This window comes from Corallococcus sp. 4LFB, assembly GCF_046520365.1.
GTDB classification, from domain to species: Bacteria; Myxococcota; Myxococcia; order Myxococcales; family Myxococcaceae; genus Corallococcus; species Corallococcus caeni.
The window spans coordinates 1-7,362 of the sequence record NZ_JBKGHJ010000425.1; the positions used below are offsets into that span (position 1 = coordinate 1).

At 70.1% G+C, this 7,362-nt stretch carries 8 protein-coding genes and 2 pseudogenes; 6 read left to right on the forward strand and 4 right to left on the reverse strand.

The features are described from left to right. From ACLEQD_RS32770 to ACLEQD_RS32780, 3 genes and pseudogenes are all read right to left on the reverse strand, one after another. Positions 1-289: pseudogene (locus ACLEQD_RS32770) on the reverse strand (energy transducer TonB); the annotation flags it as partial. Between the two features lie 3 nt (positions 290-292). Beyond that, the gene (gene tolR, locus ACLEQD_RS32775) at positions 293-781 is read right to left on the reverse strand and encodes a protein TolR (RefSeq protein WP_120527930.1); all 489 of its coding nucleotides are present in this window, start codon (positions 779-781) and stop codon (positions 293-295) included. Between the two features lie 12 nt (positions 782-793). Beyond that, positions 794-1,510 carry a MotA/TolQ/ExbB proton channel family protein gene (locus ACLEQD_RS32780; protein WP_120527931.1) on the reverse strand — a complete coding sequence of 239 codons (717 nt, stop codon included), beginning with the start codon at positions 1,508-1,510 and terminating at the stop codon, positions 794-796. Between the two features lie 154 nt (positions 1,511-1,664). Here ACLEQD_RS32780 and ACLEQD_RS32785 point away from each other — a divergent pair, with 154 nt between their 5' ends. Then, positions 1,665-2,675 (forward strand): hypothetical protein, encoded by a 1,011-nt coding sequence (locus ACLEQD_RS32785; RefSeq protein ID WP_410389425.1) that lies wholly within the window; start codon positions 1,665-1,667, stop codon positions 2,673-2,675. Between the two features lie 130 nt (positions 2,676-2,805). Next, the gene (gene murI / locus ACLEQD_RS32790; RefSeq protein ID WP_410389427.1) at positions 2,806-3,630 is read left to right on the forward strand and encodes a glutamate racemase; all 825 of its coding nucleotides are present in this window, start codon (positions 2,806-2,808) and stop codon (positions 3,628-3,630) included. A 21-nt stretch (positions 3,631-3,651) separates the two neighbouring features. On the opposite strand, the gene carF is transcribed toward murI, so the two are convergent. Continuing rightward, positions 3,652-4,509 carry a plasmanylethanolamine desaturase gene (gene carF / locus ACLEQD_RS32795; protein WP_410389429.1) on the reverse strand — a complete coding sequence of 286 codons (858 nt, stop codon included), beginning with the start codon at positions 4,507-4,509 and terminating at the stop codon, positions 3,652-3,654. A gap of 268 nt (positions 4,510-4,777) precedes the next feature. On the opposite strand from carF, the gene ACLEQD_RS32800 reads away from it, so the two are divergent. From ACLEQD_RS32800 to ACLEQD_RS32815, 4 genes and pseudogenes are all read left to right on the forward strand, one after another. Further along, the gene (locus tag ACLEQD_RS32800) at positions 4,778-5,350 is read left to right on the forward strand and encodes a hypothetical protein (protein ID WP_171418752.1); all 573 of its coding nucleotides are present in this window, start codon (positions 4,778-4,780) and stop codon (positions 5,348-5,350) included. A gap of 97 nt (positions 5,351-5,447) precedes the next feature. Further along, a complete protein-coding gene (ftsE, locus tag ACLEQD_RS32805; RefSeq protein WP_410389431.1) occupies positions 5,448-6,140 on the forward strand; it encodes a cell division ATP-binding protein FtsE in 693 nt (230 codons plus the stop codon). After that, a complete protein-coding gene (locus ACLEQD_RS32810; RefSeq protein WP_410389433.1) occupies positions 6,137-7,039 on the forward strand; it encodes a cell division protein FtsX in 903 nt (300 codons plus the stop codon). Before ftsE ends, ACLEQD_RS32810 begins: the two co-directional genes overlap by 4 nt. Beyond that, positions 7,036-7,362: pseudogene (locus ACLEQD_RS32815) on the forward strand (peptidase M23); the annotation flags it as partial. The gene ACLEQD_RS32810 and the pseudogene ACLEQD_RS32815, both read left to right, overlap by 4 nt.

The window sequence follows — 7,362 nt, forward strand, 5'->3', positions numbered from 1 at the left end:
CGGGCGTGTCCGCGGGCGGCGTGGGCGTGGGCTTCGCCACGACCTCCTTGGCGGCCGGCTGCGCCACCTCCTTGCGCGGCAGCAGCTTGGGGTCGCGCGGCTTGCCCAGGCGCACCAGCGACGCGTTGATGGGCTTCTGGTCCAGGTCCAGCTTCGGCGCGGACGTGAAGCGCGCGTACAGCAGCGCCGCCGCGAGCACCGCCACGTGCCCGACGACGGAGACGACGAGGAAGCGGGACAGCCGCGTGGGCCGTGTCACCAGCAGGCTGTGGGTCACCGCGGAGCTCATGGGCTAGCGCTTCGCCTCCTTGGGCTTGCCCTTGCCGCTGGACGCGGGGGCCTTGCCGGAGTTGGACGCCTTGGAGCCCGTGGCCGGTTCCGTGATCATCCCCACGTTGGAGATGCCCGCGCGCTGGGCCGCGGCCATCACCTCCACCACCACGCCGTACGGCACGTCCCGGTCCGCGTGGAGGTACACCTCCTTGTCCGCCTGCGCCTTCGCGTTGGCGGCGAGCTTCGTCTCCAGCTCCTCCAGCGCCACCTCCGCGTCCCCGATGTAGACCTTGCGCCCCGCGTCGATGGAGAGGACGACCTTCTTCTCCGTCGCCTCCACCGGGGCCGCCTTGGTCTCCGGCAGGTTCACCTTCACGCCCTGCTGGATGAGGGGCGCCGTCACCATGAAGATGATGAGCAGCACCAGCATCACGTCCACCATGGGCGTGACGTTGATCTCGCTCATGGTGGTGCGGCCACCGCCGCCCTTGCCTCCGCCCATGCCCATGTGACGGGTCTCCTAGCGGAAGAAGTGCCGCTTGATGATGTTGAGGAAGTCCGCGGAGAAGTTGGACATCTCCGTGTCGAAGACCTTGATGCGGCTGACGAACGAGTTGTACGCGACCACCGCCGGGATGGCCGCGAACAGCCCCGCCGCCGTGGCGAAGAGCGCGTTGCCCACCGGCGCGGCCACCGTGGCCAGCGTCGCGTTGCCCTGCTCGGCGATGTTGTTGAACGCGCCCAGGATGCCAATCACCGTGCCGAACAGGCCCACGAACGGCGACGCGGCGCCCACCGTGCCCAGGAAGGACACGCGGTTCTCCAGCTCGGTGATCTGCGCCGTGGCCGCGCGGTTGAGCGCGCGCTCCACGTTTTCAATGCCGCCCAGCTTGGCGCTCATCGCGGCCTCGGCGCCGCCGTCCTGGGTGCCCGTCTGCGCCAGCTTGCTCAGCTCCTCGTAGCCCGCGCAGAACACCTTCGACAGCGGCGAGCCCTCCAGCTTCTGGGCGGACTGGTAGATGGCCTCCAGCCGGGACGCCTTCCAGAAGGTGTCGAGAAAGGTGAGCGACTGCGCGCGGGCGCGCGACAGCTGGGTGGCCTTCATGGCGATGAGCGCCCAGGAGGCGACCGAGACGGCCATGAGGAGCAGGAGCACCGCGAGCTCGATGAACGACGCGTCGCGGATGATCTCCACGTAGTTCATGGCGCCAAAGGCCAGTGGCAGGTGGGGTATCATGGGGTCCAGCGCGTAACATCCCGTCCTCGGGTGGGTCAAACCCGCCGTCGCTGCCCGGTTGCTTTGGACGGCACTGAATAATTCCCGGGGTCGGTCGTCTGGAGGGTTGTTCCGGGCCGACGACCTCAACCTTCCCGAACCACGGATGCCCACCATGAACGCGAGAACGCTCGCCGCATTCCTCTGCTTCTCCTCTGGCCTCACCGGCTGCATCGTCGAAAGCAACCACCCGCGCTACCCCGGCGACGTCCGGATGTCGTGGAGCTTCGATGGCGCCACCTGCGGCCAGATGCGGGACATCCAGGGCGTGGACATCTACATCGGCGGCGAGATCCTGGAGAACGACGGTAAGTATCCCTGCTCGGCCAACGGCTTCGACGGCATCGTGCTGCACGACTTCGCGCCCGGCACGTACTCCTTCGACGCGGAAGCGGTGGACTACGACGGTGTCGCTGTCTACTCGTACCACGGCAGCTTCACGGTGGACGGCAACGTGGCCGTGCCCATCAACTTCCCCACGGGCCGCACGGGCGCCACGTCCTACGCCTACGTGAACTGGCTGTTCCCGACGGAGGCGGGCACGGGCTATCCCACCTGCGCGCAGGCGGGGGTCGCCTACGTGGACGCCCGGGTGGATGACGGCGCGTGGGCGCGCTTCAACTGCAAGGAGGGCAGCGAGGGCCGCTCGGTGGAGACGCCGGAGCTGCAGCCCGGCCAGCACTACCTGGAGGTCGTCGCCGTCGACGCGTTCGAGAACCCCGTCTACTACTACGGCGGCGGCTTCACCTCGCAGGTCGGCATCCCGGCCTCCATCACGGCGAACACGTGGATCATCGGCGGGGCCGCGGTGGGCTGGAGGCTCTACGAAGGGGACGTGTCGCTCAGCTGCGCCCAGGCCGGCGTGAGCGAGGTGGGCCTCAACTTCCAGGACATCCACACCGGCGAGTGGGTCTACGGCGATGAGGGTCAGTGGTTCGCCTGCAACGAGTCCCCGGCCATCTTCGAGTTCCTCCGCCCCGGCGAGTACTTCGTCTCCTTCAAGGCCTCGGGCACGGGCGGCCGCGCCTACTCCTCGCGCGGCGACCTGGCTCCCATCCGGGTCTACGCCCATGACTTCCCGGGCGTGAACGACGCGGTCTACGCCCCCATGTACCGCGTGCAGTAGGCCGCGCTCCCAGCGGCACCGGGCGGCACCAGAAGGGTCGGAGGCCATCCAGGCTTCCGGCCCTTCGTGCGTTCCGGGGGCCGGAGGCCGACAGGGGGCGTTGGCATCAAACGTGATAGGGACACCCCCCATGCGGCAAGACAGCCACGGTCCCATCGGCGTGTTCGACTCCGGCATCGGAGGGCTCACGGTCCTCAAGGCGCTCATGGCGCGGCTCCCCCACGAGCGCACGCTCTACCTGGGGGACACCGCCCGGGTGCCCTACGGCACGAAGTCCGGCGAGGTGGTGACGCGCTACTCGCTGAAGAACGCGGAGTTCCTCCTGGAGCGCGGCATCAAGCTGCTGGTGGTGGCGTGCAACACCGCCTCCGCCGCGGCGCTGCCCGCCCTCCAGGCCGCGCTGCCGGTGCCGGTGCTGGGCGTGATTGAGCCCGGGGCCCGCACGGCGCTCCAGCGCACCCGGGGCGGCGGCGTGGGCGTCATCGGGACGCCGGGCACCGTGCGCTCCGGCGCGTACCAGCGGGCGCTGGAGGCGGGCAACCCGAAGGTCGCGGTGAAGGCCACGGCGTGCCCGCTCTTCGTGCCCCTGGCGGAGGAGGGGTGGACCACCGGCGACGTGCCGCTGCTCGTGGCCCGCGAGTACCTGGCCGGCTTCGCGCGCGACGGGGTGGACACGCTGGTGCTGGGCTGCACCCACTACCCGCTGCTCAAGGGCGTCATCGCGGAGGTCGTGGGGCCGCACGTGTCGCTGGTGGACTCGGCGGAGGCCACGGCGGAGGCGGTGGCGGAGCTCTTGGGGCAGAAGGGGCTGCTGGCGCCGCCGGCTCCGGAGCCCGGGGGCGCGCCGGAGCACGCCTTCTTCGTCACCGACGTGCCGGAGCGCTTCGTGGAGGTGGGGGCCCGCTTCCTGGGGCGCCCCATCCCTTCCGCGGAGCAGGTGGACCTGCGCTTCTAGCCGGCCTCCCGGCCCCGGTCCCTACGGGACGGGGCGGGTGGACACGGAGGGGGCGGGCTCCTCGGCGGAGGCCTTGAGCAGCTCCTTGGCCGCCTGGAGCACGGGCAGCTGCTGGGCGTCGTCCACGGCGACGAGCGCCTTGGCGGCCTCCGTGCCGATGTCGTCCTGGCGCGGCAGCTGGCCGGTGGCCCAGGTGATGAGCCGCTCCATCAGCGGGAAGAAGTGGATCATCCGCAGCGGCAGGTTCATCCAGCCCACGGTGATGCAGTAGTACTGGTTGAAGGGCGCGGTGTGGTGCACGCGGTGGTGGTCCGGCGGCAGGATGAGGTGCACGCGCTGCAGGAAGCCGATGAGCGCGGGCGGCTCATCCAGGTGCGACCACTTGTGGAACTGGTTGGTCGCCATCACCCAGAAGATCATCGCGCCCAGGAACGCGGCCAGGAACACCCAGCCGGGGCCGTTGAGGGGCACCGCCACCGCGAGCGCCGCCACCGGCAGCGACACGAGGCAGTTGTTGCCGTTGGTCTCCACGAAGTCGTGGCGGGTGATGGCCTTCTCGTCGACGTGGTGCTCGCGGAAGGGGCGGATGAAGGCCTTGCCCAGGACGGGCATCTCCGTGGAGCCCCACGTGTCACCCATCCAGTGGACCAGGCCGGACACGAAGTCCGCGGCCAGGTAGCCCAGCACCACCGCCAGGGTCAGAAGCCACGGCCCGGTGTGGTGGGTGCTCCAGAGCTTGTAGACGAGCGCGGCCTCCAGCCCCACGAACGCGATGATGGAGGCGATCTCCATGGCGCGGATGGCGGGCGAGTACCCCTGCGCGAGCGTCTGGGCGTCCTGCAGGCGGACCTTGTCCGCGATGGTGTCCGGCTTCTTCATCGGTGGTGTTCCGCCCGCGGCAAGGGATGGAGGGACTGACGGCGCGATCGTCAGAACGGTTTACGTACCCCAGCCTGTTTCGGCTTTTCAACAGAGCCCCCCATGCCCGCCAGGCTGGTATGCCCGTGCGGATCCGTACACCGCGGGTGTGCGGAAGGTGGCGGACGCACACCGCCGGAAGCGGGCAGGCACGCGGAAAGAGGTGCGGGGCGCGTGACGCTTGCCTTGTGAAGCCCGGACCCCGCTGCTACGGTGCCCGACCTCGGCAATGGCGAAAACCTTCGAAAAAGCCGTCACCGGCTTCAATCACAACATCAAGCACAAGGGGAAGGTCTACCACGTCCAGACCGAGGACTCGGGCGTCAACAACCCCCACATCATCACCCACCTGTTCGTGGGCGGGAACATCCTCGCGTCCAAGAAGACGTCCTACGCGGACATCCTCAACGCGGAGAACCTGGCGGAGGTCGTGCGCGAGTTGATGGAGGAGCAGCACAAGGAGATGCTGCGCAACCTCATCAACGGCGTGTACGACAACTACGAGTCCACGGTCCGTTCGTACCAGCCCGGCCAGCTCGCCACGGACGCGGAGATGGCCGCGCAGCCGAAGCTGCCGCAGGCGCCCGTGCAGCAGCCGCGTCCGCCCACGCCGCCGCCTCCTCCCGCCGTGGCCGCCGCCCCGCACCTCCCTCCGGAAGTGGCCGCCGCGCGCGCCCTCAAGGAGAAGCCGCGCATCAACGAGGTGGGCGTGGAGACGCTCTTCGGAGAGGACCTCATCTCCGAGAAGAGCCTGGACGAGGTCATCCTCAGCTACCTGGCGAGCGAGGGCGAGCCCTCGTAGTCGCCGCCCGGCGGCCGCCCTCCCGCATGCGCCCGGCCCGTTCCTGGGCGGGCCCTGGGGGCGTGGTACGCTCACCGGAAGCCCCTCGCTTCCGGTCATGATCCAGTTCTTCCACGTCTACAAGGCGTATCCCGGCGATCCGCCGGTGTTGCAGGACATCAACCTGAACGTGGAGAAGGGCGAGTTCGTCTTCCTCACCGGGCCGTCCGGCGCGGGGAAGACGACGCTGCTCAAGCTCATCTTCTGCGGGGAGAAGGCCACCAAGGGGCAGATATTGGTGGGCGGCAAGAACATCGCGCGCATCCGCGAGTCCGCGGTGCCGTACCTGCGCCGCAACATCGGCGTGGTGTTCCAGGACTTCAAGCTGCTGCCCCACCGCAGCGTCGCGGACAACGTGGGCTTCACGCTGGACGTGCTGGGGGTGCCCCGCGCGGAGGGCCGCGAGAAGGTGCACCGGATGCTCAAGCTCGTGGGCCTGGAGCACAAGGCGAACTCGCTGCCCCTGCGGCTGTCGGGTGGAGAGCAGCAGCGCGTGGTTATCGCGCGCGCGCTCGTGAACGACCCCACCATCCTCCTGGCGGACGAGCCCACGGGCAACCTGGACCCGGCGCTCACGGTGGAGATCATGGACCTGCTCACGGACATCAACATCCGGGGCACCACGGTGCTGGTGGCCACGCACGACGCCACGCTCCTGTCGCGCTACCAGAAGCGCACGGTGCGCCTGGAGCGCGGGCTCATCGTCTCCGACGAGGACGGCGTCAAGGCGGCGCGGCGGATGCTGGTATGAGCGTGCTGTCGAAGGCGGCCTACTTCTGGCGCTCGGCGGCCGGGGGGCTGAGGCACGCGCCCTTCGTGCACTTCATCGCGGTGTCCACCATCGCCATCGCGCTGTTCGCGGCGGGGCTGGCGCGGGGCGCGTCGCACGTGGTGGACAACCTGCTCGCGTCGCTGGGCGGCGAGGTGGAGGTGACGCTCTACCTGGCGCCGCAGCTGGGCGAGGACGAGGTGCACGGCGTCCACACGCGCGTGGTGGAGCTGAGCCACGGCGAGGTGACGGTGGTGCCGCCGGAAGCGGCGCTGAAGCGGCTCAAGCACGAGCTGGGCGACCTGGGCGAGGCGCTGTCGGAGCTGCCGGAGAACCCGCTGCCCGCGACGCTGGAGCTGCGCGTGCCGGAGGCGCGGAGGTCTCCCGAAGCCCTCAAGGCCCTGGCGAAGGAGCTGCGCGCGCTGCCCGGCGTCACCGGCGTGGACTACGGCGAGGCCGCGGTGGAGCGGCTGTCCGCCATCGCCCGGGCGCTGAGCTTCGGGGCGCTGGTGGCGCTGGTGGTGGTGCTGGGGACGACCATCGTCATCGTGGCGGCGACGCTGCAACTGGCCATCTATTCGCGGCGCGAGGAGATTGAAATCCAGAAGCTGGTGGGCGCCACGGACCGCTTCGTGAAGGCGCCGTTCCTCCTGGAGGGGCTGCTGCAGGGCCTGCTGGGCGCGCTGGTGGCGGTGGGCGGGCTGTGGCTGTTCGGCCGGCTGCTGGGGCCCACGCTGGGGTCGCTGTTCGCGTTCCTCCTGGGACCGGGCGTGGCCGCGCCGTGGGTGGAGCCGCGCACCGCGCTGGAGCTGCTGGTGGCCGGCTGCGCGCTGGGCCTGGGCGGCAGCTTCGTCGCGGTGGGGCGCTTCCTGCGCGTATGAGACGGCTGGTCTGGCTCATGGTGCTCCTGGGCGCGACCGCCGCGTTCGCCCAGCAGGACGAGGAGGCGGAGCGCGCGGCCATCCGTGAGAAGCTGGCCGCGCAGCGCGCCACGCTCGCGCTGGTGGAGGCGAAGAAGCTCTCCGTGCTGGAAGGCATGGAGCTGATGGAGGACATGGCCGCCTTCTCCCGCCGCCGCGTGCGCGCGCTGGAGGGCGACCTCAACCTCTTCCGCCGCCGCGTCGCGCTCGCGGAGCGCGAGGAGGCCGTGCTGCGCGAAGCCCTGCGCGCCCAGCTGCGCCGGCTGTCCCCGCGCCTGCGCACC

What these genes read in the sequence shown, in the direction of transcription:
- ftsE (WP_410389431.1), top strand. Translation starts at nt 5,448, where the DNA reads ATGATCCAGTTCTTCCACGTCTACAAGGCGTATCCCGGCGATCCGCCG.
- ACLEQD_RS32780 (WP_120527931.1), bottom strand. Translation starts at nt 1,510, where the DNA reads ATGATACCCCACCTGCCACTGGCCTTTGGCGCCATGAACTACGTGGAG.
- tolR (WP_120527930.1), bottom strand. Translation starts at nt 781, where the DNA reads ATGGGCATGGGCGGAGGCAAGGGCGGCGGTGGCCGCACCACCATGAGC.
- murI (WP_410389427.1), top strand. Translation starts at nt 2,806, where the DNA reads ATGCGGCAAGACAGCCACGGTCCCATCGGCGTGTTCGACTCCGGCATC.
- carF (WP_410389429.1), bottom strand. Translation starts at nt 4,509, where the DNA reads ATGAAGAAGCCGGACACCATCGCGGACAAGGTCCGCCTGCAGGACGCC.
- ACLEQD_RS32785 (WP_410389425.1), top strand. Translation starts at nt 1,665, where the DNA reads ATGAACGCGAGAACGCTCGCCGCATTCCTCTGCTTCTCCTCTGGCCTC.
- ACLEQD_RS32810 (WP_410389433.1), top strand. Translation starts at nt 6,137, where the DNA reads ATGAGCGTGCTGTCGAAGGCGGCCTACTTCTGGCGCTCGGCGGCCGGG.
- ACLEQD_RS32800 (WP_171418752.1), top strand. Translation starts at nt 4,778, where the DNA reads ATGGCGAAAACCTTCGAAAAAGCCGTCACCGGCTTCAATCACAACATC.